20 protein-coding genes and 1 pseudogene are annotated in these 23,500 nt (G+C 71.1%); 12 read left to right on the top strand and 9 right to left on the bottom strand.

The window, feature by feature from the left end:
• The first annotated feature begins 105 nt into the window (after positions 1–105).
• The gene (gene pgi, locus ABT084_RS21620) at positions 106–1,758 is read left to right on the top strand and encodes a glucose-6-phosphate isomerase (RefSeq protein ID WP_351046281.1); all 1,653 of its coding nucleotides are present in this window, start codon (positions 106–108) and stop codon (positions 1,756–1,758) included.
• 77 nt (positions 1,759–1,835) lie between these two features.
• Here the strand turns inward: pgi and pgl are convergent, their stop codons facing one another.
• From pgl to tkt, 5 genes are all read right to left on the bottom strand, one after another.
• Complete coding sequence (gene pgl / locus ABT084_RS21615) at positions 1,836–2,618, bottom strand: 6-phosphogluconolactonase (protein WP_351046242.1); 783 nt, start codon at positions 2,616–2,618, stop codon at positions 1,836–1,838.
• 148 nt (positions 2,619–2,766) lie between these two features.
• Positions 2,767–3,816 carry a glucose-6-phosphate dehydrogenase assembly protein OpcA gene (gene opcA / locus ABT084_RS21610; RefSeq protein ID WP_351046239.1) on the bottom strand — a complete coding sequence of 350 codons (1,050 nt, stop codon included), beginning with the start codon at positions 3,814–3,816 and terminating at the stop codon, positions 2,767–2,769.
• Complete coding sequence (zwf, locus tag ABT084_RS21605; protein WP_351046236.1) at positions 3,813–5,342, bottom strand: glucose-6-phosphate dehydrogenase; 1,530 nt, start codon at positions 5,340–5,342, stop codon at positions 3,813–3,815. The genes opcA and zwf overlap by 4 nt, the downstream gene beginning before the upstream one ends.
• 5 nt (positions 5,343–5,347) lie before the next feature.
• Complete coding sequence (gene tal, locus ABT084_RS21600; protein WP_351046234.1) at positions 5,348–6,466, bottom strand: transaldolase; 1,119 nt, start codon at positions 6,464–6,466, stop codon at positions 5,348–5,350.
• A gap of 34 nt (positions 6,467–6,500) precedes the next feature.
• Entirely contained in the window at positions 6,501–8,603 is a 2,103-nt protein-coding gene (tkt, locus tag ABT084_RS21595; protein WP_351046232.1) for a transketolase, read from the bottom strand.
• Positions 8,604–8,911: 308 nt separating this feature from the next.
• On the opposite strand from tkt, the gene ABT084_RS21590 reads away from it, so the two are divergent.
• The 3 genes and pseudogenes from ABT084_RS21590 to ABT084_RS21580 all read left to right on the top strand — a co-directional run bounded on the left by ABT084_RS21590 (position 8,912) and on the right by ABT084_RS21580 (position 12,428).
• On the top strand, positions 8,912–9,853 hold the full coding sequence (locus ABT084_RS21590) for a heme o synthase (RefSeq protein ID WP_351046229.1): 942 nt from the start codon (positions 8,912–8,914) through the stop codon (positions 9,851–9,853).
• Positions 9,854–9,877: 24 nt separating this feature from the next.
• Positions 9,878–10,222, top strand: a pseudogene (locus ABT084_RS21585) (hypothetical protein); the annotation flags it as partial.
• Between the two features lie 1,069 nt (positions 10,223–11,291).
• Positions 11,292–12,428 (top strand): amidohydrolase family protein, encoded by a 1,137-nt coding sequence (locus ABT084_RS21580; protein ID WP_351046226.1) that lies wholly within the window; start codon positions 11,292–11,294, stop codon positions 12,426–12,428.
• Here the strand turns inward: ABT084_RS21580 and ABT084_RS21575 are convergent.
• The 4 genes from ABT084_RS21575 to ABT084_RS21560 form a co-directional block, all read right to left on the bottom strand.
• The gene (locus tag ABT084_RS21575) at positions 12,425–13,417 is read right to left on the bottom strand and encodes a COX15/CtaA family protein (protein ID WP_351046223.1); all 993 of its coding nucleotides are present in this window, start codon (positions 13,415–13,417) and stop codon (positions 12,425–12,427) included. The two genes, ABT084_RS21580 and ABT084_RS21575, sit on opposite strands and share 4 nt — an antisense overlap.
• 4 nt (positions 13,418–13,421) lie before the next feature.
• Complete coding sequence (locus ABT084_RS21570) at positions 13,422–14,579, bottom strand: hypothetical protein (protein ID WP_351046220.1); 1,158 nt, start codon at positions 14,577–14,579, stop codon at positions 13,422–13,424.
• A 132-nt stretch (positions 14,580–14,711) separates the two neighbouring features.
• A complete protein-coding gene (locus ABT084_RS21565) occupies positions 14,712–15,479 on the bottom strand; it encodes an ABC transporter permease (RefSeq protein ID WP_351046217.1) in 768 nt (255 codons plus the stop codon).
• Positions 15,476–16,402: an ABC transporter ATP-binding protein gene (locus ABT084_RS21560; protein ID WP_351046214.1), complete on the bottom strand. Its 927-nt coding sequence runs from the start codon at positions 16,400–16,402 to the stop codon at positions 15,476–15,478. Before ABT084_RS21560 ends, ABT084_RS21565 begins: the two co-directional genes overlap by 4 nt.
• Positions 16,403–16,801: 399 nt before the next feature.
• Between ABT084_RS21560 and ABT084_RS21555 the strand changes: the two genes are divergently transcribed.
• The 8 genes from ABT084_RS21555 (at position 16,802) to ABT084_RS21520 (ending at position 23,408) form a co-directional block, all read left to right on the top strand.
• Complete coding sequence (locus tag ABT084_RS21555; protein WP_351046211.1) at positions 16,802–17,563, top strand: helix-turn-helix transcriptional regulator; 762 nt, start codon at positions 16,802–16,804, stop codon at positions 17,561–17,563.
• The gene (gene sufB / locus ABT084_RS21550; RefSeq protein WP_351046208.1) at positions 17,560–18,975 is read left to right on the top strand and encodes a Fe-S cluster assembly protein SufB; all 1,416 of its coding nucleotides are present in this window, start codon (positions 17,560–17,562) and stop codon (positions 18,973–18,975) included. Before ABT084_RS21555 ends, sufB begins: the two co-directional genes overlap by 4 nt.
• Positions 18,976–19,049: 74 nt before the next feature.
• Entirely contained in the window at positions 19,050–20,228 is a 1,179-nt protein-coding gene (gene sufD, locus ABT084_RS21545) for a Fe-S cluster assembly protein SufD (protein WP_351046205.1), read from the top strand.
• Positions 20,228–20,545: a non-heme iron oxygenase ferredoxin subunit gene (locus ABT084_RS21540; protein WP_330329787.1), complete on the top strand. Its 318-nt coding sequence runs from the start codon at positions 20,228–20,230 to the stop codon at positions 20,543–20,545. The genes sufD and ABT084_RS21540 overlap by 1 nt, the downstream gene beginning before the upstream one ends.
• A gap of 7 nt (positions 20,546–20,552) precedes the next feature.
• Entirely contained in the window at positions 20,553–21,320 is a 768-nt protein-coding gene (sufC, locus tag ABT084_RS21535; RefSeq protein ID WP_330329786.1) for a Fe-S cluster assembly ATPase SufC, read from the top strand.
• Complete coding sequence (locus ABT084_RS21530) at positions 21,317–22,573, top strand: cysteine desulfurase (protein WP_351046202.1); 1,257 nt, start codon at positions 21,317–21,319, stop codon at positions 22,571–22,573. Before sufC ends, ABT084_RS21530 begins: the two co-directional genes overlap by 4 nt.
• Before the next feature lie 32 nt (positions 22,574–22,605).
• Complete coding sequence (sufU, locus tag ABT084_RS21525) at positions 22,606–23,067, top strand: Fe-S cluster assembly sulfur transfer protein SufU (protein WP_053681643.1); 462 nt, start codon at positions 22,606–22,608, stop codon at positions 23,065–23,067.
• Positions 23,064–23,408, top strand: a complete 345-nt coding sequence (locus tag ABT084_RS21520; protein ID WP_351046198.1) for a metal-sulfur cluster assembly factor — start codon at positions 23,064–23,066, stop codon at positions 23,406–23,408. Before sufU ends, ABT084_RS21520 begins: the two co-directional genes overlap by 4 nt.
• The last annotated feature ends 92 nt before the right edge of the window (positions 23,409–23,500 follow it).

Raw genomic sequence — 23,500 nt, 5'->3', positions numbered from 1 at the left:
TCTTCCGCGGGCCGGGTCTCTTTGTGTGTGTTGTCCGCCTTCTGATCCCTTAGGTTGGAGTACGGCGGGGCACAACAGGACGGAAGAAGTGGGTTGATGTCCGAGATGAACGCAGACGGACGTACGAGGCTCAACCGGACGCCGGAGTGGCTGGCACTCGGCAAGCACCGGGACGAGCTGGGGCAGACGCATCTGCGGGAGCTGTTCGAAGCCGACCCGGGCCGGGGCTCCGGTTACACCCTGCGGGCCGGCGACCTGCACATCGACTACTCGAAGCACCTCGTGACCGACGAGACGCTCCAGCTGCTGCGTGAACTGGCGGCCGCGACGGGCGTGGCGGAGCTGCGCGAGCGGATGTTCAGCGGCGAGAAGATCAACACGACCGAGGACCGCGCGGTCCTGCACACCGCGCTGCGCGCCGCGCCGGACGCGGTGGTCGAGGTCGACGGGGAGAACGTCGTCCCCGCCGTCCACGCCGTACTGGCGAAGATGGGCGGCTTCGCCGACCGGGTCAGGTCCGGCGAGTGGCTCGGCTTCACCGGCAAGCGCATCAAGAACGTCGTCAACATCGGCATCGGCGGCTCCGACCTCGGTCCGGCGATGGCGTACGAGGCGCTGCGCGCCTTCAGCGACCGGCAGCTGAACCTGCGCTTCGTCTCCAACGTGGACGGCGCGGACCTGCACGAGGCGCTCCAGGGCCTGGACCCGGCCGAGACCCTCTTCATCGTCGCCTCGAAGACCTTCACCACCATCGAGACGATCACCAACGCCACCTCGGCGCGGGAATGGCTGCTCGCGGGCCTCGGCGGGGACAAGGCGGCCGTGGCGCGGCACTTCGTCGCCCTGTCGACCAACGCCGAGAAGGTCACCGACTTCGGCATCGACGCGGACAACATGTTCGAGTTCTGGGACTGGGTCGGCGGCCGCTACTCCTTCGACTCGGCCATCGGCCTCTCGCTGATGATCGCGATCGGTCCCGCCGCCTTCGGCGAGATGCTCCACGGCTTCCGCACGATGGACGAGCACTTCCGCACCGCGCCGCCGGAGCGCAACGCCCCTCTGCTGATGGGCCTGTTGGGCATCTGGTACGGCGGCTTCCACGACGCGCAGGCGCACGCCGTGCTCCCGTACAGCCACTACCTCTCCCGGTTCACGGCCTACTTGCAGCAGCTGGACATGGAGTCCAACGGCAAGTCCGTGGACCGCGAGGGCGAGCCGGTGGACTGGCAGACCGGTCCCGTCGTGTGGGGCACGCCCGGCACCAACGGGCAGCACGCGTACTACCAGTTGCTCCACCAGGGCACGAAGCTGATCCCGGCGGACTTCATCGGTTTCGCCCGCCCGGTCCCGACGCTCTCCCCGGCCCTCGCCGCCCAGCACGACCTGCTGATGGCGAACTTCTTCGCGCAGACGCAGGCCCTGGCTTTCGGCAAGACTCCGGACGAGGTCCGCGCGGAGGGCGTCCCCGAGGCGCTGGTCCCGCACAAGACCTTCCGCGGGAACCACCCGACGACCACGATCCTCGCGCAGGACCTGTCCCCGTCGGTACTGGGCCAGCTGATCGCGCTGTACGAGCACAAGGTGTTCGTCCAGGGCGCGGTGTGGAACATCGACTCCTTCGACCAGTGGGGCGTGGAGCTGGGCAAGGTCCTCGCCAAGCGGATCGAGCCCGCGCTCACGGAGGGCGCCGAGGTCCCGGGCCTGGACGCCTCCACGCGGGCCCTGGTGGCCACGTACCGCGAGCTGCGCGGCCGCTGACCCCCCCGGGGCCGTACGGACGCAGGAGCGCCCCGCACCGGGACGGTGCGGGGCGCTCCCGTCGTGCGCCGGGTTCCTCAGGCGGAAGCCGGGGGGTACATCGCGGACGGCAGCTTCGCCGCGGCCGCGCGGTCCAGCAGCCACAGGGTGCGCGAGCGCCCGTATGCGGCGGCGGCCGGGGCCTGGACCTCGCCCGCGCCGCCGAGCGCGACGGCCACCGCGCCCGCCTTGTCCTCGCCGGCGGCCAGCAGCCACACCTCGCGGGCGGCCCGGATGGCCGGGAGGGTGAGGGAGATCCGGGTGGGCGGCGGCTTGGGGGCGCCGTGCACGCCGACCACCGTGCGCTGGGTCTCCCGGGCGGCGGGGTGCTCGGGGAACAGGGACGCCACGTGGGTGTCCGGGCCCACGCCCAGCATCAGCACGTCGAACCGGGGGACGGGGCCGTGGTCCTCCGGCGCGGAGGCCTTGCGCAGCTCCTCGGCGTAGGCCGCGGCGGCCGCGTCCACGTCCGAGCCGTACGGGCCGTCGGAGGCGGGCATGACGTGCACGCGCGCCGGGTCGACCGGGACGGTGTCCAGCAGGGCCGCGCGGGCCTGCGTGTGGTTGCGCTCGGGGTCGTCGGCGGGGACGTAGCGCTCGTCGCCCCACCACAGGTCCAGGCGGGCCCAGTCGATCGCGTCCCGGGCGGGGGCGGCGGCGAGGGCGGCCAGCAGGCCGTTGCCGTTGCGCCCACCGGTGAGGACGACCGACGCGCTGCCGCGGGCGGCCTGGGCGTCGACGATCTTTGTGATCAGGCGGGCCGCGGCCGCCTGCGCCATCAGATCCTTGTCCCGGTGGACGACGACCTGAGGAGTCGTCATGCCCATGATGATGCCGCCTTCGTGGTCGGGTTCGGGGGTGGTACGGACGCGCGCCGCGCCCGGGCGTCCGGGGGAGCGCACGGGCCGGGAAGCGGGTGTGCCGCCGTACCCGCCCCGGTGCGGGGGCGCGTACGGCGGCACGCCGTGCTCACTTGGCGGCGGTCTTCTTCGCCGCCGGCTTGGCCGCGGCGGACTTCGCCGCCGGGGCCTTCTTCGCGGGAGCCTCGGCCGCGGGCTCCGCGGGGGCGGCCGCCGGAGCGTCCACCGGTCCGGTCGCCAGGCCGGCCACGCCGAACTTCAGCGAGGCCTCGTAGGTGTTGTCCGGGTCCAGCCGGCGCAGTTCCTCCGCCAGCAGCTCGGCCGTGTCGCGGCGCTTGAGCGCCACCGCGCGGTCGGGCTGCCCCGGCATGCACAGGGTGGCCAGCGCCCCGTCCGCCCGGTCCAGGACGATCGCGCCGTCCTTGGTCTCCAGGCGTACGGCCGTCAGACCCGGGCCGTCGGAGTGGGTCCGGGTGACGGGGACCTCGAGGCGGTCCGCCAGCCACATGGCCAGCAGCTCGCAGCTCGGGTTCTCGTCCTCGCCCTCGACCGTGGCGGAGACGATCCGCAGCGCCTTCTGCTGGTCGAGCGCGGCCGCCAGCATCGAGCGCCACGGGGTGATCCGGGTCCAGGACAGGTCCGTGTCGCCGGGCGCGTAGGCGGCCGCCCGGCCGGCGAGGGCCCCGACGGGCTCCTCGGACGCGTAGGTGTCCGTGATCCGGCGCTGGGCCAGGGCTCCCAACGGATCGCCCGCCAGGTCCGCCGGCGCGCCCTGCGGCCACCACACGACCACCGGGGCGTCCGGCAGCAGCAGCGGGAGGACCACCGACTGCGCGTGGTCCACCAGCTCCCCGTGCAGCCGCAGCACAACCGTTTCGCCAGAGCCGGAGTCGGCCCCGACGCGGAGTTCCGCGTCGAGCCGGGCATCACGGCGACTGCGTGGCGAGCGGCTGACCCGCTTGATCACGACGAGGATCCGCGAGGGGTGCTCGTGGGCCGCGTCGGTGGCCGACTTGAGCGCGTCGTACGCGTTCTCCTCGTCCGTCACGATCACCAGCGTGAGGACCATGCCGATGGCCGGCGTGCCGATGTCCCGGCGCGCCTGCACCAACGCGGCGTTGATCTTGCTGGAGGTGGTCTCCGTGAGGTCGATCTTCATGGCCGGCGCCAGCTCCGTCCGTCTCGTGCGAGCATCTCGTCCGCCTCGACCGGTCCCCAGGTGCCCGCGGGGTACTGCGCGGGCTTGCCGTGCGTGTCCCAGTACTTCTCGATCGGGTCGAGGATGTTCCAGGACAGCTCGACCTCCTGGTGGCGCGGGAAGAGGTTCGCGTCGCCGAGGAGAACGTCCAGGATCAGACGTTCGTACGCCTCGGGGCTCGACTCCGTGAAGGACTCGCCGTAGGCGAAGTCCATCGTGACGTCCCGGACCTCCATGGAGGTGCCCGGAACCTTGGAGCCGAAGCGGACCGTCACGCCCTCGTCCGGCTGGACCCGGATGACCAGGGCGTTCTGCCCCAGCTCCTCGGTCGCGCCCGACTCGAAGGGCAGGTACGGAGCGCGCTTGAAGACCACCGCGATCTCCGTCACCCGGCGGCCCAGGCGCTTGCCCGTCCGCAGGTAGAACGGCACGCCCGCCCAGCGGCGGTTGTTGATCTCCAGGCGGATCGCGGCGTAGGTGTCGGTCTTCGACTTGGGGTCGATGCCGTCCTCTTCGAGGTAGCCGACGACCTTCTCGCCCCCCTGCCACGCGGCCGAGTACTGGCCGCGCACGGTGTGCTTGCCCAGGTCCTCCGGCAGCTCGACGGCCGTCAGGACCTTGAGCTTCTCCGCGACCAGCGCCTTGGGGTGGAAGGAGCCGGGCTCCTCCATCGCGGTCAGCGCGAGCAGCTGGAGCAGGTGGTTCTGGATGACGTCACGCGCGGCGCCGATGCCGTCGTAGTACCCGGCCCGGCCGCCGATGCCGATGTCCTCGGCCATGGTGATCTGTACGTGGTCCACGTACGACCGGTTCCAGATCGGCTCGAACATCGTGTTCGCGAAGCGGAGCGCCAGGATGTTCTGGACGGTCTCCTTGCCGAGGTAGTGGTCGATCCGGAAGACCTCGTTGGGCGGGAAGACGTCGTGCACCAGCTGGTTGAGCTCCTGGGCACTGGTCAGGTCGTGCCCGAACGGCTTCTCGATGACCGCGCGCCGCCAGGAGCCCTCCTTCTGGTCCGCCAGCCCGTGCTTCTTGAGCTGGGCGACGACCTTGGGGAAGAACTTGGGCGGGACGGACAGGTAGAAGGCGAAGTTGCCGCCCGTGCCCTGGGCCTTGTCCAGCTCCTCGATGGTCGACTTCAGCGTCTCGAACGCCTCGTCGTCGTCGAAATCGCCCTGGACGAACCGGCAGCCCTGTACCAGCTGCTGCCAGACCTCCTCACGGAAGGGCGTACGGGCGTGCTGCTTGACCGCGTCGTGCACCTCCTGGGCGAAATCCTCGTCCTGCCACTCGCGCCGGGCGAAACCGATCAGCGAGAAGCCCGGAGGCAGCAGGCCGCGGTTCGCGAGGTCGTAGACGGCGGGCATCAGCTTCTTGCGCGACAGGTCACCCGTAACGCCGAAAATGACCAGGCCGGACGGCCCCGCGATGCGCGGGAGCCGCCGGTCCTGTGCGTCACGAAGCGGGTTCGCTCCGTTTACAGACAAGGTGTTCAGGCCTCCGTGGGGGCGAGGCGCTCAAGCTCCGCCTCGGTCGACTTCAGCAGGTCAATCCAGGACGCCTCGAACTTCTCGACGCCCTCGTCTTCGAGCAGCTGCACCACATCGTCGTACGAGATGCCCAGCTTCGCGACCGCATCGAGCTCGGCACGCGCCTGGTCGTAGGTGCCGCGAATGGTGTCGCCGGAGACCTCGCCGTGGTCGGCGGTGGCCTCCAGGGTGGCCTCCGGCATGGTGTTCACCGTGCCGGGGGCGACCAGGTCCACCACGTACAGGGTGTCCTTGTACGCCGGGTCCTTGACGCCGGTCGAGGCCCACAGCGGACGCTGCTTGTTGGCCTGCGCCTTGTCCAGGGCCGCCCAGCGCTCGGAGGAGAAGACCTCCTCGTACGCCTCGTAGGCCAGACGGGCGTTGGCGAGCGCCGCCTTGCCCTTGAGGGCCTTGGCGTCGGCGGTGCCGATCGCGTCGAGGCGCTTGTCGATCTCCGAGTCCACGCGGGACACGAAGAAGGAGGCGACCGAGTGAATCTTGGACAGGTCCAGGCCGGCGGCCTTCGCCTTCTCCAGGCCCGCCAGGTACGCGTCCATGACCTCGCGGTAGCGCGCGAGCGAGAAGATCAGCGTCACGTTGACGCTGATGCCCCGGCCGATGACCTCGGTGATCGCCGGCAGGCCGGCCTTGGTCGCCGGGATCTTGATGAGGGTGTTCGGCCGGTCCACCAGCCACGCGAGCTGCTTGGCCTCGGCGATCGTCGCCGTGGTCTCGTGCGCCAGACGGGGGTCCACCTCGATGGACACCCGGCCGTCCTGGCCCTCGGTGGCGTCGTAGACGGGGCGCAGGATGTCGGCGGCGTCGCGGACGTCCGCCGTCGTGATCATGCGGATGGCCTCGTCGACGGTGACCTTGCGGGCGGCGAGGTCGGCGAGCTGCTGCTCGTAACCGTCACCGCTGCTGATCGCCTTCTGGAAGATCGACGGGTTGGTGGTGACACCGACGACGTGCTGCTGGTCGATCAGCTCCGCCAGGTTGCCGGACGTGATGCGCTTGCGGGACAGGTCGTCCAGCCAGATCGCCACGCCCTCGTCGGAGAGGCGCTTGAGTGCGTCTGTCATGGGAATTGCATCTCCTACTTGTCGTGTACGGGCGTCAGCGCGCGGCGGCGGCCAGCGATTCCCGGGCGGCGGCGATGACGGCCTCGGGGGTGAAGCCGAACTCGCGGAACAGCACCTTCGCGTCGGCCGAGGCACCGAAGTGCTCCAGCGAGACGATCCGGCCCGCGTCGCCCACGTACCGGTGCCAGGTCAGGCCGATGCCGGCCTCGACCGCGACGCGCGCCTTCACCGACGGCGGCAGGACGCTGTCCTTGTACGCCTGGTCCTGCTCCTCGAACCACTCGACGGACGGCATCGAGACCACGCGGGCCGGGACGCCCTCGGCCTGCAGCGCCTCGCGCGCGGCGACGGCGAGCTGGACCTCGGAACCGGTGCCGATGAGGACGACCTGGGCGTCAGCGGTCTCGCCCTGGGGGCCCGTCGCCTCGAAGAGCACGTACCCGCCCTTGGCGGCGTCCTCGTTGCGGTCGTACGTCGGCACGCCCTGACGGGTCAGCGCCAGGCCGTGCGGAGCACCCTTGCCGAACACCTTCGTGTGGCGCTTGAGGATCTCGCGCCAGGCGACGGCGGTCTCGTTCGCGTCGGCCGGACGGACCACGTTCAGGCCCGGGATCGCGCGGAGCGCGGCGACGTGCTCGACCGGCTGGTGCGTCGGGCCGTCCTCGCCGAGGCCGATGGAATCGTGCGTCCACACGTAGGTGACCGGCACGTGCATCAGGGCGGAGAGGCGCACGGCGTTGCGCATGTAGTCGGAGAACACCAGGAAGGTGCCGCCGTAGATGCGGGTGTGGCCGTGCAGGGCGATGCCGTTCATGGCCGCGGCCATGGCGTGCTCGCGGATGCCGAAGTGGATGGTGCGGCCGTACGGGTCGGCCTCCGGCAGCGGGTTGCCCACCGGCAGGAACGAGGAGTTCTTGTCGATGGTGGTGTTGTTGGAGCCGGCCAGGTCGGCCGAGCCGCCCCACAGCTCCGGGATGACCGCGCCGAGCGCCTCGAGGACCTTGCCGGAGGCGGCGCGGGTGGCGACGGCCTTGCCGGTCTCGAAGACGGGGAGCTTGTCCTCCCAGCCCGCGGGCAGCTCGTTGGCGTTGATCCGGTCGAACTCGGCGGCGCGCTCCGGGTTGGCGGTGCGCCAGGCGGAGAAGTCCTTCTCCCAGGCGGCCTTGGCCTCGCGGCCGCGGTCCCCGAGGGCGCGCGTGTGCGCGATGACCTCGTCGGCGACCGCGAAGGTCTGCTCCGGGTCGAAGCCGAGCACGCGCTTGGTGGCGGCCACCTCGTCGTCGCCGAGGGCGGAGCCGTGCGAGGCCTCCGTGCCCTGGGCGTGCGGGGCGGGCCAGGCGATGATCGAGCGCGCCGCGATGAAGGACGGGCGCTCCGTCTCGGCCTTGGCGGCCTGGAGGGCGGCGAACAGCGCCTTCGGGTCGAGGTCGCCGTTCTCCTGCTGCGCGACGCGCTGGACGTGCCAGCCGTACGCCTCGTACCGCTTCAGGGTGTCCTCGGAGACGGCCGTCTCCGTGTCGCCCTCGATGGAGATGTGGTTGTCGTCCCACAGGAGCACCAGGTTGCCGAGCTTCTGGTGGCCCGCCAGCGCGGACGCCTCGTGGGAGATGCCCTCCTGGAGGCAGCCGTCGCCCGCGATCGCGTAGATCATGTGGTCGAACGGCGAGGTGCCCTGGGCCGCCTCGGGGTCGAAGAGGCCGCGCTCGTAGCGGGCGGCCATGGCCATGCCCACCGCGTTGGCGATGCCCTGGCCGAGCGGGCCGGTGGTGGTCTCCACGCCCGCGGTGTGGCCGTACTCCGGGTGGCCGGGGGTCTTGGAACCCCAGGTGCGGAACGCCTTGAGGTCGTCCAGCTCCAGGCCGAAACCGCCCAGGTAGAGCTGGGTGTACAGGGTGAGGGACGAGTGCCCCGCGGAGAGCACGAAACGGTCCCGGCCGACCCATTCGGGGTCCGCGGGGTCGTGGCGCATCACCTTCTGGAAGAGGGTGTACGCGGCGGGGGCCAGGCTCATGGCCGTACCGGGGTGGCCGTTCCCGACCTTCTGCACCGCGTCCGCGGCGAGAATGCGGGCCGTGTCAACAGCGCGCTGGTCCAGTTCGGTCCACTCGAGCTCTGTGGTCGTCGGCTTGGTGCTCACCGTGGGTCAGGGCTCCTCTCCACATGTCGAATCCCGGTGACGTACCGTGCACCGGCGCGATTCCGAGCCTACCCTTGACCCGGCGTGCAGCTATTCGAGTGCCTTCACACCGTCACCACCTTGGCACGTCCCGTACCTCGTCGCAGCGGCCCCATGACGGGACGCGGCGGGTCGGCGCGATCGGCCCAACACGGGGCGACCCCCGCGCGGGGCGACGCAAGGGCAACGTCTAGAGTGGCGTGGTACGCGCAAGTCTTCACCGGGCCTTCCTGTCCGGAGCTTGCTGGGAGTCTCTGTCAGGGGTGTGCGTGACGGCCGTCGAATCCCGTCCAGCGGGGGTGCTCGGTACCTCTTCCGGTCACCGGCCGTTCGGGGCCCGGGCCATGGCCTTCGTGGCGCTGACGAAGCCGCGGATCATCGAGCTGCTGCTCATCACGACCGTGCCGGTGATGTTCCTCGCCGAGCAGGGCGTGCCGTCGTTGTGGCTGGTCCTGGTGACCTGCTTCGGCGGCTATCTGTCCGCGGGCGGCGCGAACGCGCTGAACATGTACATCGACCGCGACATCGACGCGCTGATGGACCGGACCGCGCAGCGACCGCTGGTGACCGGCATGGTCAGTCCCCGCGAATGCCTGGTCTTCGGCATCTCGCTCGGGGTGATCTCCACCCTCTTCTTCGGCCTGCTGGTCAACTGGCTGTCCGCCGCGCTCTCGCTCGGCGCGCTCCTCTTCTACGTCGTGGTCTACACGATGCTGCTGAAGCGGCGCACCTCGCAGAACATCGTGTGGGGCGGGATCGCGGGCTGCATGCCGGTGCTGATCGGCTGGTCCGCGGTGAAGGACGAGGTGTCCTGGGCCGCGGTCATCCTCTTCCTCGTCATCTTCTTCTGGACGCCGCCGCACTACTGGCCGCTGTCGATGAAGGTCAAGGACGACTACGCGCGGGTCGGCGTGCCGATGCTGCCCGTGGTCGCGGGGAACCGGGTCGTGGCGCGGCAGATCGTCCTCTACAGCTGGGTGATGGTGGCGGTCTCGCTGCTGCTGACCCCGCTGGGCTACACGGGGTGGTTCTACACCTCGGTGGCGCTGCTGGCCGGTGGCTGGTGGCTGTGGGAGGCGCACGCGCTGCACGCCCGGGCCAAGTCCGGGGTGACGGGTGCGAAGCTCAAGGAGATGCGGCTGTTCCACTGGTCGATCACCTATGTGTCGCTGCTGTTCGTGGCGGTGGCCGTGGATCCCTTCCTCCGGTGATTACTCGCCGGTAGCATGCCGTCCATGGCAGATACCGCAGCAGTCACTCCCGAGGCCACCGGCGACAAGAAGCAGGACCGCACCGCGGCGAAGCTGGCCAAGCAGATCGAAGCCTTCGCCAAGCGGCACGGCGGCGCGGAGGGCCAGCTCGCGTACATCGGCCAGGCGGGCACGCGGATCGTGCTCGTCGGCGCCGACGGCGGCTGGGGCGACCTGGTGGCCCCCGCCCACGACACCGCGCGGCTCGCGGCGCAGAAGGCCGGCCTGACCCTCCAGGACACCTTCGACGGCGAGATGGCGGCACGCGTCCGCACGGGCCCGTACGAGTGGACCCGGATGGCGGGCATCCAACTGGGCGGCCCCGCGAACCCCCCGCCCGCGCCGGCGGTGGCAGAGCCGGAGCCGGTGGCTGTGGCCGAGCCGGAGCCGGTGGACGAGCCGACGGCCGCTGCCGCCGCGCCTGCGGCTCCGGCCGCGCCGAAGCCTGCGGCTGCCGCCGCGCCGAAGCCCGCTGCCGCCGCCGCGCCTGCGGCGAAGCCCGAGGCTGCCGCGCCCGCTGAGGCGAAGCCCACGGCTGCCGCTCCGGCCCCCGCGGCTGAGGCGAAGCCCACGGCTGCGGCTGCGGCCCCCGCGGCTGAGGCGAAGCCCACGGCTGCGGCTGCGGCCGACGCGAAGCCCGTGGCTGCTGAGCCCGCTGCCGCCGCCGCGCCTGCGGCGAAGCCCGAGGCTGTCGCCCCGAAGGCCGACGCCGCCGAGCCGAAGCCGGTTGCTGCCGCTGAGGCGGCCGCCGCGCCTGCGGCTCCGGCAGCGCCTGCGGCGAAGTCCGAGGATGCCGCCTCGAAGGCCGCTGCCGCTGAGGCTGAGGCTGTGGCCGCGCCGAAGACCGCGGCCAAGCCCGACGCCGAACCGGCCGCGAGTGAGTCCGCAGCCGCCGCAGCCGAGGCGGCGAAGCCGAAGGCCGCCGAGTCCGCGGCCGCCGCTGAGGCGAAGCCGGAGGGCGAGGCGGGCTCCGCCGCGGACGCTCCGGAGGAGTCCGAGCCCGAGTCCGGGAAGTAAGCCACGCCGCAGGCCGTGGTTCCGGCTGGGCCGGACGGCGTGCGGGCCCGGCTGCGCCTGGTCCGGTGTCCGGGGCTTGGGCCGTGCCGGGCCCTGGGCCGGGTTGAGCCCGGTACGGGGGCCGGCTCGCCGGGGACCGTACCGCGGGCTCGGCCGATGCGCGGGGCCCGGCGCTGGACGTGGGCTCGGCAGAGCTGGAAGGGCCCGTCGCCGCCGGGAGGCGGGTGGGCCACGGGCGGCTGGCCGGGGGTGTCGCGGCCCCCCGCTCGGCAAGGGCGGGGGATCGGTCAACAGCGCGAGCAACACCTCACACCCCGCTCACCCGTTAGGACGGGTGGAAGCGCACCCGCGCGTTCCCCCTCGTCCGCAACGGGATGCCCGGATGATCGAAACGCCGCCCCTGGTGGACCAGTACTGCCACGGAGTGCTCCGCACGGAGCTGGGCCTCGGTACCTTCGAGGCCCGGCTGGGCCGGTCGGTGGGACCAGCCGCCGCCGGGACCACCTTCTTCGACACCCAGGCCGGCTTCGCCGTGCGCCGCTGGTGCGCGCCGCTGCTCGGGCTGGAGGCCCACTGCCCGCCCGCCCACTACCTGGCCCGCCGCCGCGAGCTGGGCGTCCTGGAGTCGGGGCGGCGGCTGCTGCGCGGATCCGGGATCGCCGCCTACCTCGTCGACACCGGCGCGCCCGGGGACCTGACCGGCCCCAAGGAGCTCGCGCTGGCCGGGGACGCGGAGGCCCACGAGATCGTCCGGCTGGAGTTGCTCGCCGAGCACGTCGCCGACACCTCCGGCACCGCGGAGGGCTTCCTCGACAACCTCGCCGAGGCCGTCCGGCACGCGGCCGCCGGAGCCGTGGCCTTCACCGCCCGCACCGGCACGGGCTACGGCACGGCCCTCGCGTTCGCGCCCGAGCCCCCCGGCCCCGACGAGGTGCGCGCGGCGGCGCAGCGGTGGCTGGCCCGGCGGGTCAAGGGCGGGGCGGTGCGGGATCCCGTACTCGTGCGCCACCTGCTGTGGAGCGCGGTCGGGTCGGGGCTGCCGCTCCAGCTGCACGCGGGCGCCGGGGATCCGCGCGAGCGCCTCGACCGGGGCGACCCGGCCCTGCTGACGGACTTCGTACGGGCCACGGCCGGCCTGGGCACCGATCTGGTCCTGCTGCACGGATACCCGTACCACCGGCACGCCGCCCACCTCGCGGCCGCGTTCCCGCACGTGTACGCCGACCTCGGCCCGGCCCTCGCCCGCACCGGCGCGCGCGCCGACGGGGTGCTCGCGGAGCTGCTGGAGCTGGCGCCCTTCGGCAAGCTGCTGTTTTCCAGCGGCGGCCGCGATCTGCCCGAACTGCACGTCGTCGCGGCCAGGGTGTTCCGGCAGGCCCTGGACCGGGTGCTCGGCGGCTGGGTCGCCGACGGCGCCTGGTCCTGGCGGGACGCGGAGCGGGTGGCGGCCCTGCTCGCGGCGGGCAACGCCCGCCGCGTCTACCAGCTGGACCGTCCTCAGGGGAAAGAGACGACCTAGACCGAGGCCGAGAGCGCCGGGTCGGACTGGGCCGGGATCTCCGCCCGCTGCCCGGGCCGTTCGCGCAGGCTCAGCGCCACCCGCAGGACGGCGATCCACACCAGGCAGGAGCCGAGCATGTGGGCGGCGACCAGCGCCTCCGGCACCTTGGTGAAGAACTGGACGTAGCCGATGCCGCCCTGGGCGAGCAGCACGATCAGCAGGTCGCGGGCGCGCGCCCGCGTGTCGTCCGGGGCGTCCACCACCCGCAGCACCAGCCACATCGCGACGGCCAGCGCACACACCAGCCAGGCGGTGACGGCGTGCACGTGGGCGGTGGCCGTCCAGTCGAACGGCATCCGCTTGATATCGCTGCTGTCTCCCGCGTGCGGACCGGTACCGGTGACCACCGTGCCCGCCGCGATCAGCACCAGGGTGGCCGCGAGCATCGCCCACGAGAGCTTGCGCACCGGCGCGGGAACGCGCGGCCGCGGCGCCGTGTCACCCTCGCGGGTGCGCTGCCAGGTGATCGTCGTGACGGTGATCAGCGAGGTGGCGAGCAGGAAGTGGCCCGCCACGCTGTAGGGGTTCAGGCCCGTCATCACGGTGATGCCGCCGAGTACGGCGTTCCCCATCACGATGACGAACTGCGCCCACCCGAGCTTCGTCAGCGACCGGCGCCACGGCTTGGCCGAGCGGGCCGCGACGATGCCCCAGCCGACGGCCGCGCACAGGACGTACGTCAGCATGCGGTTGCTGAACTCGATGGCACCGTGGAAGCCCTGGGCGGGCGTCGCAAACAGGCTGTCGTCCGTGCACTTGGGCCAGGTGTCGCAGCCCAGCCCGGAGCCGGTCAGGCGGACCGCCCCGCCGGTGACGACGATGACCACACTCATCACGAGTGCGGCGAGCGCGGCCCGCTGGACGATGCGCGGTGACGGCGTCCAGCGGCTGGCGATATAAGCGAGGGGGGAGAACACGCCCCCTATCGTAGGCCGCGCCTTGTGCAAAGTTTCACGAGGGGCCCCCGTCAGGTGTGTCAGGCGCGTCACTTGGGGATTCCGGGGCGATCATGAGCCGGAACCGGGCGCCCGCCGGGTCCCCTTCCTCCTGCCACCACACCCGGATCCGCCAATGCGCGCCGGGGCCGGGGTAGTCCGGGGACTCGGTGAAGCCGCGGAAGAGTTCGGCCGCCACCTCCTCCGCCGTCCTATTCGTCACTTCTGCACTGCTGTGCCAGGGATGCCCCTGTACGTTCCACAGCCCGTCAGGACCACGCACGTCGAACCGCCACACCGCGAGCCAGGGGAGGGCGGCCAGCGTCTCGGCCACGCGGTCGCCGTCCAGCCGCAGCCCGGCCGCGATCCGGTCCGGCTCGACGCCCTGGATCCGGGCGGCCAGCACGGCCTGGGGGAGCAGCCGTTCGGGCAGCAGCCCGTCCGCGCGCAACCCCACCAGGGACTCGAAGTCGAGGAAGCGCAGCCGCAGTTCCAGCTGGCGCGCGATGTGCTCCAGGGCGTCCTCGGCCTCCTGGACCTCCTCCGGCCCCGGGCTCACCTGGAGCAGCCGGCGGAAGTCCCGCTCGGCGTCCACCGCCCACGCCACCGCGTCCTCGGCCAGCCCCAGCTCGGCGAGCCGGTCCCCGAGGAACACCTTGGCCTGGGCCAGACCGCGCTGGTTGACCGGATCGTGCGGATCCAGCCCCGCCAGGACGTCCACGGCGCCGCGGGTCACGTCCAGGGCCCGCTCACCGGCCGCCCGCTCCATCGGGCTCGGGCCCTCCTCGGCGGCCGCGCCCAGCGGGTGCCGGGGCAGCCGGTCCGCGTCGCTCAGCGGCCAGGCCAGCCAGACACCCTGGTTGATCAGGCCGCGGGCGTACCAGCGGGCGTACTCGGGGGAGTGACCGGCGGCCTGCTGCGCGTGGTGCAGCCCCTCCTCCAGGGCGGACAGCGCCCCGGCGCGGTCCCCGTCCGCGAAGCGGCGGGCCGCCAGGTCGCCGAGGCGCAGGCCGAGCCGGGCCGCGCACTCGGGGTCGCCGCGGGCGGGCTCGCGCAGCGCGGCGATCAGCTCGCCCAGGATCCGCTCGCGCTCCCCGGGCTCCGCGTGCGCCTCGCCCGACCGGATCCGCGCCCACTGTTCGTCCAGCCGCAGTGCGGCCTCTCGCTGCGCCATGCCCGCCCCCCGGCTTCGTGTCGTGTGGAGGCGTCCATCCTCGCGGGAAGGCCGTGGCGGGGGGAAGCTCTTCTCTCCCGGCGCAATACGGAACCGGTCACTCCCGGATGGCCCCGGAACCCGCCCCGGCGGCTACTCCCAGCGGAAGAAGCGCGCCGCGGCGCCCAGGCCCAGCGCCGACCAGACGGCCAGCACGGCCGCGTCGCCCCACGGCATCCCGCCACCCCGCTGGAGCACCTCGCGCAGCCCGTCGGACAGGGCGGTGATCGGCAGCAGCTCCAGGGCGGAGCGCACCGCCTCCGGGAACTTCTCCATCGGCACGATCACCCCGCCGCCGACCAGGAGCAGCAGGAACACCAGGTTGGCGGCGGCCAGGGTCACCTCGGCCTTGAGGGTGCCCGCCATCAGCAGCCCGAGCCCGGAGAAGGCGGCGGTGCCGAGCAGGAGCAGCGCGGCGACCGACAGCGGGTTCCCCTGCGGGGACCAGCCGAGCCCGAGCGCGATCACGGACAGGAGGGCGACCTGGAGCACCTCGGTGACCAGGACCGAGAGCGTCTTGGCGGCCAGCAGCGCCCGGCGCGGCAGCGGGGAGGCCCCGAGCCGCTTGAGGACCCCGTAGCGGCGGTCGAAACCGGTGGCGATGGCCTGGCCGGTGAAGGCGGTGGACAGCACGGCGAGGGCCAGCACGCCGGGGGCGAGGAAGTCCACGGACCGGTCGGCGCCGGTGTCGACGATGTCGACGGCCGAGAACAGCACGAGCAGCAGCGCCGGGATGATCACGGTCAGCAGCAGCTGCTCGCCGTTGCGCAGCAGCATCCGGGTCTCCAGCGCGGTCTGCGCGAAGATCATGCGGGATACGGGCGCGGCCCCCGGTCCCGGGGTGAACGTACCGGCGCTCATGCGCGCAGCTCCTTGCCCGTGAGTTCCAAAAAGACGTCTTCGAGGGTGTGGCGCTCGACCGTGAGGCTGCTCGGCATGACCCCGTGCTGGGCGCACCAGGAGGTGACCGTGGCCAGGAGCCGCGGATCGATGTCGCCGGTCAGGCGGTAGACGCCGGAGCTGGTCTCGGCGGCCTGGGTGCCGTCGGGCAGCGCCTTGAGCAGGGAGGCGAGGTCGAGGGCGGGGCGTCCGGTGAAGCGCAGGGTGTTCTCGGCGCCGCCGCGGCACAGCCGCTCGGGGCTGCCGTGCACGATGACGCGGCCCGCGTCGACGATGGCGACCTCGTCGGCGAGCTGCTCGGCCTCGTCCATGTGGTGGGTGGTGAGCACGACGGTGACCCCGTCGGCGCGCAGTTCCCGTACGAGGTCCCAGGTCGCGCGGCGGGCCTGGGGGTCCAGGCCGGCGGTCGGCTCGTCCAGGAAGACCAGCTCGGGGCGGCCCACGACGGCCATGGCGAGGGACAGCCGCTGCTGCTGGCCGCCGGAGAGGCGGCGGTAGGCGGTGCGGCCGCAGTCGCCGAGCCCGAGCCGCTCCACCAGCATCCCCACGTCGAGAGGGTCGGCGTACAGCGAGGCCATGTGGCGCAGCATCTCGACGGCGCGGGCGCCGGAGTAGACCCCGCCGGACTGGAGCATCACGCCGATCCGCGGGCGCAGCGCCGGGGCGTCGGCGACCGGGTCCAGGCCGAGGACGCGGACGGATCCGGCGTCGGGGCGGTGGTAGCCCTCGCAGATTTCCACCGTGGTCGTCTTGCCCGCGCCGTTGGGACCCAGGACGGCGGTCACCGAGGCGCTCGGGACGGTGAGGTCGAGGCCGTCCACCGCGGTTTTCGGGCCGTACCGCTTCACCAGTCCGCGGATCTCCACGGCGGGGTCGTTGCTCATGCGGGTGAGTCTACGGAGGCGCGGAGGGGGTCCTTGGTCCCGGGTCTCGAAGGCCACGGGGCCGTCCTTTCGTGACTTTTTGCCACCGAATGGAGCAGCGAGGCGTATTCAGCCTGGCGATCCTGGACGGCCGGGCCGGATTCGGTGACCCTTTCCGGAATCTGATGTTCACCGTGCCTGGAAACATCGTGGGCGGAGGACTGCTGGTGGGAGCCGTGTACTGGTTCACCGGCGGGCCCCGCGTGAGCGCGGAATCATTGCGTCCGGTTGGTTCGGGTCACGCTGCGTCGATAAATAAGGTAACCCTTAGTGATGGAGGCCACCAGGCGTGGCCTCCATCACGGCTTGTCGCCCCGCGGGTATTTACGCAACAATGGCGTTGTGAAATACGGCGAACGGATGACCGAGTCCCCCCAGGGGGAACTCGCGACCGGAGAGCGGTCAACCCGCAACCGGGTCGCGCGGTCGATCCTGGACCACGGTCCGTCGACCGTCGCCGACCTGGCCCAGCGGCTCGGCCTGACCCAGGCCGCCGTCAGGCGCCACCTCGACGCGCTCGTCGCCGACGACGTGGTCGCCTCCCGGGAGCAGCGGGTGTACGGCGCCCGGACCCGGGGCAGGCCCGCCAAGGTCTTCGCACTCACCGACTGCGGGCGCGACGCCTTCGACCAGTCCTACGACGCCCTCGCCACCGAGGCCCTGCGCTGGATCGCGCAGTCCGCCGGCGGCGGGGAGCGGGGCGAGGCGGCGGTCGCCGCCTTCGCCAAGGCGAGGCTGGAGGCGCAGGCGGTGGCGTACCGCGCCGCCGTGGACGCGGCGGACCCCGCGGACCGCACCGAGGCTCTTGCCAGGGCGTTGACCGCGGACGGGTACGCTGCTACGGCGAAGAGCGCACCGGGACCGCACAGTGGTGAGCAGCTCTGCCAGCACCACTGCCCGGTCGCCCACGTGGCCGAGCAGTTCCCGCAGCTGTGCGAGGCGGAGACCGAGGTCTTCTCCCGTCTGCTCGGGACGCACGTGCAGCGGCTCGCCACCATCGCCCACGGCGACGGGGTGTGCACGACCTTCATTCCACGAAGCGCCGGACCCGCCGCACGCGCCCCACACACCGATTCATCAGCATCAGCTTCTGTACGCACCGCCGGGAGGAACCCCGCATGACCACGGAGATTGCTCACCCTGAGCTGGATGGCCTGGGCACCTACGAATACGGCTGGGCCGACTCCGACGCGGCCGGCGCGGCTGCCAAGCGAGGCCTGTCCGAAGAGGTCGTCCGCGACATCTCGGGGAAGAAGTCCGAGCCCGAGTGGATGCTGAAGCTCCGCCTCAAGGGCCTCAAGCTCTTCGACAAGAAGCCCATGCCGAACTGGGGCTCCGACCTCTCCGGCATCGACTTCGACAACATCAAGTACTTCGTGCGTTCCACCGAGAAGCAGGCCGCTTCGTGGGAGGACCTGCCCGAGGACATCAAGAACACGTACGACAAGCTCGGCATCCCGGAGGCGGAGAAGCAGCGCCTCGTCGCCGGTGTCGCGGCCCAGTACGAGTCCGAGGTCGTCTACCACCAGATCCGTGAGGACCTGGAGGAGCAGGGCGTGATCTTCCTCGACACGGACACCGCGCTCAAGGAGCACCCGGAGCTCTTCCAGGAGTACTTCGGCACGGTCATCCCGGTCGGTGACAACAAGTTCGCCTCGCTGAACACCGCCGTGTGGTCGGGCGGCTCGTTCATCTACGTCCCCAAGGGCGTCAAGGTCGACATCCCGCTCCAGGCCTACTTCCGCATCAACACGGAGAACATGGGCCAGTTCGAGCGGACGCTGATCATCGTCGACGAGGACGCCTACGTCCACTACGTCGAGGGCTGCACCGCTCCGATCTACTCCTCGGACTCGCTGCACAGCGCCGTCGTCGAGATCATCGTGAAGAAGGGCGGCCGCTGCCGCTACACGACGATCCAGAACTGGTCGAACAACGTCTACAACCTGGTCACCAAGCGCGCCGTGGCGTACGAGGGCGCGACCATGGAGTGGATCGACGGCAACATCGGTTCCAAGGTCACCATGAAGTACCCGGCGGTCTACCTGATGGGCGAGCACGCCAAGGGCGAGACCCTGTCCATCGCCTTCGCGGGCGAGGGCCAGCACCAGGACGCTGGTTCCAAGATGGTCCACATGGCGCCGAACACCTCCTCGAACATCGTCTCCAAGTCGGTGGCGCGTGGCGGTGGCCGCACCTCGTACCGCGGTCTGGTCGAGATCGGCGAGGGTGCGCACGGCTCCAAGAGCAACGTGCTGTGTGACGCCCTGCTGGTCGACACGATCTCCCGCTCGGACACGTACCCGTACGTGGACGTCCGCGAGGACGACGTCTCCATGGGCCACGAGGCCACCGTCTCCAAGGTCTCCGACGACCAGCTCTTCTACCTGATGAGCCGCGGTCTGACCGAGTTCGAGGCCATGGCCATGATCGTGCGCGGCTTCGTCGAGCCGATCGCGCGCGAGCTGCCGATGGAGTACGCGCTGGAGCTGAACCGGCTGATCGAGCTGCAGATGGAGGGCTCGGTCGGTTAGTCCGACCGCCGCCCCACTCCGCAGCGCGGATCCCTTTTTGACGCACGACGCAGGAAGAGAGCAAGACGACAGCCATGGCAGAGGCTCAGAACATTCCGGCTGGTTCGACCACCGCCGGCGCGATCGCGGTGGCCGCCGAGTCCACCGTCGCCACCCGGATGAGCGCGCCCCCGTCCTTCGACGTGGCGGACTTCCCCGTGCCCCACGGCCGTGAGGAAGAGTGGCGCTTCACCCCGCTGGCCCGCCTGCGCGGTCTCCACGACGGCACCGCGGTCGCCAACGGCACCATGAAGGCCCAGATCGACGCGCCCGAGGGCGTGACGATCGAGTCGGTGGACCGTGACGACGCGCGCGTCGGCAAGGCCGGTACCCCGGTCGACCGCGTGGCGGCCCAGGCGTTCTCCTCGTTCGCCAAGGCCACGGTCGTCACCGTGCCCAAGGAGCAGGTGCTCACCGAGCCGGTGCGCGTCTCCCTCCACGGCGAGGGCGGCACCACCTTCGGCCACACGGTCTTCGACGTGCAGGCCTTCGCCGAGGCGATCATCGTCATCGACCACACCGGTGACGGCGTGCGCGCCGCCAACGTCGACTTCCTGGTCGGCGACGGCGCCAAGCTCACCGTGGTCTCGGTCCAGGACTGGGACGACACCGCCGTCCACTGCTCCCAGCACAACGCGCTGGTCGGCCGTGACGCGAACTTCAAGTCGATCGTGATCACCTTCGGCGGCGACCTCGTCCGGCTGCACCCCCGCGTGAACTACGCCGGTCCCGGCGGCGAGGCCGAGCTGCTCGGCCTGTACTTCACCGACAAGGGCCAGCACCAGGAGCACCGCCTCCTCGTCGACCACGGCGCCCCGCACTGCAAGTCGCACGTGGTCTACAAGGGCGCGCTGCAGGGCCAGGACGCGCACGCGGTCTGGATCGGCGACGTCCTCATCGAGAAGACCGCCGAAGGCACCGACACCTACGAGATGAACCGCAACCTCGTCCTCACGGACGGCGCGCGGGTCGACTCGGTGCCGAACCTGGAGATCGAGACCGGCGAGATCGTCGGCGCCGGCCACGCTTCCGCGACCGGCCGCTTCGACGACGAGCAGCTGTTCTACCTCCAGTCCCGCGGCATCCCCGCCGACGAGGCGCGCCGCCTGGTCGTGCGCGGCTTCTTCGCGGAGCTGGTCCAGCAGATCGGTGTCGACGACATCGAGGAGCGCCTGCTGGCGAAGATCGACACCGAGCTGCAGGCGTCCGTCTGATGACGTACGTCAAGGCCTGTGCGCTGAGCGAGCTGGAGAAGGACACCCCCAAGCGGGTGGAACTCGACGGCACGCCGGTGTCCGTCGTCCTCACCGAGGGCGAGGTGTTCGCGATCAACGACATCTGCTCGCACGCGAACGTCTCCCTCTCGGAGGGTGAGGTCGACGACTGCATGATCGAGTGCTGGCTGCACGGCTCGGCGTTCGACCTGCGGACCGGCAAGCCGTCCGGCCTTCCGGCGACGCGCCCCGTACCCGTATACCCCGTCAAGATCGAAGGGGACGACGTGCTCGTCTCCCTCACCCAGGAGTCCTGAGGTATCCATGGCAACGCTTGAAATCCACGACCTGCACGTCTCCGTCGAGGCCGAGAACGGCGCCCGCGAGATCCTCAAGGGCGTCGACCTCACCGTCAAGCAGGGTGAGACGCACGCCATCATGGGTCCGAACGGCTCCGGCAAGTCCACCCTCGCGTACTCGCTCGCCGGTCACCCGAAGTACACCATCACCGGTGGCACCGTGACCCTCGACGGCGAAGACGTCCTGGAGATGTCCGTCGACGAGCGCGCCCGCGCGGGCGTCTTCCTCGCCATGCAGTACCCGGTCGAGGTCCCCGGCGTCTCCGTCTCCAACTTCCTGCGCACGTCGGCCACGGCGATCCGCGGCGAGGCCCCCAAGCTGCGCACCTGGGTGAAGGAGGTCAAGTCCGCGATGGAGCAGCTCCAGATGGACCCGGCCTTCGCCGAGCGCAACGTCAACGAGGGCTTCTCCGGCGGTGAGAAGAAGCGCCACGAGATCCTCCAGCTGGAGCTCCTCAAGCCGAAGATCGCGATCCTCGACGAGACCGACTCCGGCCTCGACGTCGACGCCCTGCGCCAGGTCTCCGAGGGCGTCAACCGCGTCCGCGAGACCGGCGAGGTCGGCACGCTGCTGATCACGCACTACACGCGGATCCTCCGCTACATCAAGCCCGACTTCGTCCACGTCTTCTCCGAGGGCCGCATCGTCGAGTCCGGCGGCGCCGAGCTCGCCGACAAGCTGGAGGCCGAAGGCTACGAGGCGTACAGCACGAAGGGTGGCGCGACCGCGTGACACAGCTGCCTGGCCTCCTCGACATCGAGGCGATCCGCAAGGACTTCCCCCTGCTGGATCGTGTGGTCCACGACGGGAAGAAGATCGTTTACCTGGACAACGCGGCGACTTCGCAGAAGCCGCGCCAGGTGCTCGACGCGCTGAACGAGTACTACGAGCAGCACAACGCCAACGTCCACCGCGGCGTGCACGTGCTCGCCGAGGAGGCCACGGCGCTGTACGAGGGCGCCCGCGACAAGGTCGCCGCCTTCATCAACGCACCGAGCCGCGACGAGGTGATCTTCACCAAGAACGCCTCGGAGTCGCTCAACCTGGTCGCGAACATGCTCGGCTGGGCGGACGAGCCCTACCGGGTCGACCGCGAGACCGAGATCGCCATCACGGAGATGGAGCACCACTCCAACATCGTGCCGTGGCAGCTGCTCTCGCAGCGCACCGGCGCGAAGCTGAAGTGGTTCGGCCTCACCGACAACGGCCGCCTCGACCTGTCCAACATCGAAGAGGTCATCACGGAGAAGACGAAGATCGTCTCCTTCACGCTGGTCTCCAACATCATGGGCACGGTCAACCCGGTCGAGGCGATCGTCCGGCGCGCCCAGGACGTCGGCGCGCTGGTGCTGATCGACGCCTCGCAGGCCGCTCCGCACATGCCGCTCGACGTACAGGCGCTCGGCGCCGACTTCGTGGCCTTCACCGGCCACAAGATGTGCGGCCCGACCGGCATCGGCGTCCTGTGGGGACGCCAGGAGCTGCTGGAGGACCTGCCCCCGTTCCTCGGTGGCGGCGAGATGATCGAGACCGTGTCGATGCACGCCTCGACCTACGCCCCCGCGCCGCACAAGTTCGAGGCCGGTACGCCCCCGATCGCCCAGGCCGTCGGCCTCGGCGCGGCCGTGGACTACCTGACCGCGATCGGCATGGACAAGATCGCCGCGCACGAGCACGCGATCACCGAGTACGCGGTCAAGCGCCTGCTCGAGGTCCCCGACCTGCGGATCATCGGCCCCACCACGGCCGAGGACCGCGGCGCCGCGATCTCCTTCGTGCTGGGCGACATCCACCCGCACGACGTCGGCCAGGTCCTGGACGAGCAGGGCATCGCGGTCCGCGTGGGACACCACTGCGCGCGCCCCGTCTGCCTGCGCTACGGAATTCCCGCGACGACGCGAGCGTCGTTCTACCTGTACTCCTCTCCGGCCGAGGTCGACGCGCTGATCGACGGGCTGGAGCACGTACGGAACTTCTTCGGATAACGACGAGGGCGACGAAGGCGACGAGGGACGCAGTGAAGCTGGATTCGATGTACCAGGAACTGATCCTGGACCACTACAAGCACCCGCACGGGCGCGGCCTGCGCGACGGCGACGCCGAGGTGCACCACGTCAATCCGACGTGCGGTGACGAGATCACGCTGCGCGTGAAGTACGACGGCGAGACGCTCACCGACGTCTCCTACGAGGGCCAGGGCTGCTCCATCAGCCAGGCCAGCGCGTCCGTACTGAACGAGCTGCTGGTCGGCAAGGACCTCGCCGACGCGCGCCGGATCCAGGAGACCTTCCTGGAGCTGATGCAGTCGAAGGGCAAGATCGAGCCCGACGAGGCCATGGAAGAGGTGCTGGAGGACGCGGTCGCGTTCGCCGGTGTCGCCAAGTTTCCCGCGCGGGTCAAATGTGCTCTGCTGAGCTGGATGGCGTGGAAGGACGCGACCGCCCAGGCTCTGGGCGACGCGGAGAGGAAGACGGCATGACCGAGAACGCGACGCCCGAGGCGTCGATGAAGCCGGCCAGCGAGGAAGAGGTCCGCGAGGCCCTCTACGACGTGGTCGACCCCGAGCTGGGCATCGACGTCGTCAACCTGGGCCTGATCTACGGCATCCACGTCGACGACGCGAACATCGCCACCCTCGACATGACGCTGACGTCCGCGGCCTGCCCGCTGACCGACGTGATCGAGGACCAGGCGAAGTCGGCGACGGAGGGCATCGTCAACGAGCTGCGCATCAACTGGGTGTGGATGCCGCCGTGGGGCCCGGACAAGATCACGGACGACGGTCGCGAGCAGCTGCGCGCGCTCGGCTTCAACGTCTGATCCCAGCCTGACCGCCTGATCGCGGAGCGCGTGGACAGGGCCCCCGGCACATCGTGCCGGGGGCCCTGTCCGTTACCGGAGCTCTGCGTTCC

It is taken from the genome of Streptomyces sp. NPDC002138, from assembly GCF_040296485.1.
GTDB lineage: Bacteria > Actinomycetota > Actinomycetes > Streptomycetales > Streptomycetaceae > Streptomyces.
Note: the sequence above shows the minus strand (reverse complement) of the source record. Positions and strands in the feature narration are given on the sequence as shown.

What these genes read in the sequence shown, in the direction of transcription:
- sufD (WP_351046205.1), top strand. Translation starts at nt 19,050, where the DNA reads ATGGCAGAGGCTCAGAACATTCCGGCTGGTTCGACCACCGCCGGCGCG.
- opcA (WP_351046239.1), bottom strand. Translation starts at nt 3,816, where the DNA reads ATGAAGATCGACCTCACGGAGACCACCTCCAGCAAGATCAACGCCGCG.
- ABT084_RS21565 (WP_351046217.1), bottom strand. Translation starts at nt 15,479, where the DNA reads ATGAGCGCCGGTACGTTCACCCCGGGACCGGGGGCCGCGCCCGTATCC.
- ABT084_RS21520 (WP_351046198.1), top strand. Translation starts at nt 23,064, where the DNA reads ATGACCGAGAACGCGACGCCCGAGGCGTCGATGAAGCCGGCCAGCGAG.
- ABT084_RS21555 (WP_351046211.1), top strand. Translation starts at nt 16,802, where the DNA reads ATGACCGAGTCCCCCCAGGGGGAACTCGCGACCGGAGAGCGGTCAACC.
- tal (WP_351046234.1), bottom strand. Translation starts at nt 6,466, where the DNA reads ATGACAGACGCACTCAAGCGCCTCTCCGACGAGGGCGTGGCGATCTGG.
- pgi (WP_351046281.1), top strand. Translation starts at nt 106, where the DNA reads ATGAACGCAGACGGACGTACGAGGCTCAACCGGACGCCGGAGTGGCTG.
- ABT084_RS21580 (WP_351046226.1), top strand. Translation starts at nt 11,292, where the DNA reads ATGATCGAAACGCCGCCCCTGGTGGACCAGTACTGCCACGGAGTGCTC.
- ABT084_RS21560 (WP_351046214.1), bottom strand. Translation starts at nt 16,402, where the DNA reads ATGAGCAACGACCCCGCCGTGGAGATCCGCGGACTGGTGAAGCGGTAC.
- sufB (WP_351046208.1), top strand. Translation starts at nt 17,560, where the DNA reads ATGACCACGGAGATTGCTCACCCTGAGCTGGATGGCCTGGGCACCTAC.
- pgl (WP_351046242.1), bottom strand. Translation starts at nt 2,618, where the DNA reads ATGACGACTCCTCAGGTCGTCGTCCACCGGGACAAGGATCTGATGGCG.
- ABT084_RS21540 (WP_330329787.1), top strand. Translation starts at nt 20,228, where the DNA reads ATGACGTACGTCAAGGCCTGTGCGCTGAGCGAGCTGGAGAAGGACACC.
- sufC (WP_330329786.1), top strand. Translation starts at nt 20,553, where the DNA reads ATGGCAACGCTTGAAATCCACGACCTGCACGTCTCCGTCGAGGCCGAG.
- ABT084_RS21570 (WP_351046220.1), bottom strand. Translation starts at nt 14,579, where the DNA reads ATGGCGCAGCGAGAGGCCGCACTGCGGCTGGACGAACAGTGGGCGCGG.